Below are 236 nucleotides of genomic sequence, written 5' to 3' on the forward strand. Positions count from 1 at the left end.
CGCGCTGCGCGCGCAGGCCTTTCCGCAGAAGGACATCCGCCAGCATCGCGTCTTCTACGCTGCCAAGCTGTCGACGGTGGTCGTGGGAGGCCGCAAGCGCGCACCGTCCCGGCGCAAGCACACCCCGCGCATCGGCCTGCAGGTCTATCCCCGGGCATCCTTCGCTGATCCCTCCCGCGACGTGACGATGCAACGGAGCGAACTGGCGGCCATCGATCCCCTGGGCCTGCCGATCC

Annotated in this window: 1 protein-coding gene; it reads left to right on the forward strand. The window is 69.5% G+C overall.

Annotated features, from left to right (window positions below; all coding sequences use genetic code 11):
• On the forward strand, positions 1-236 hold a 236-nt coding region (locus tag AC0IY1_RS25630; protein WP_471773384.1), incomplete at both ends, for a hypothetical protein.

The organism is Methylobacterium sp. AC690, assembly GCF_979256535.1.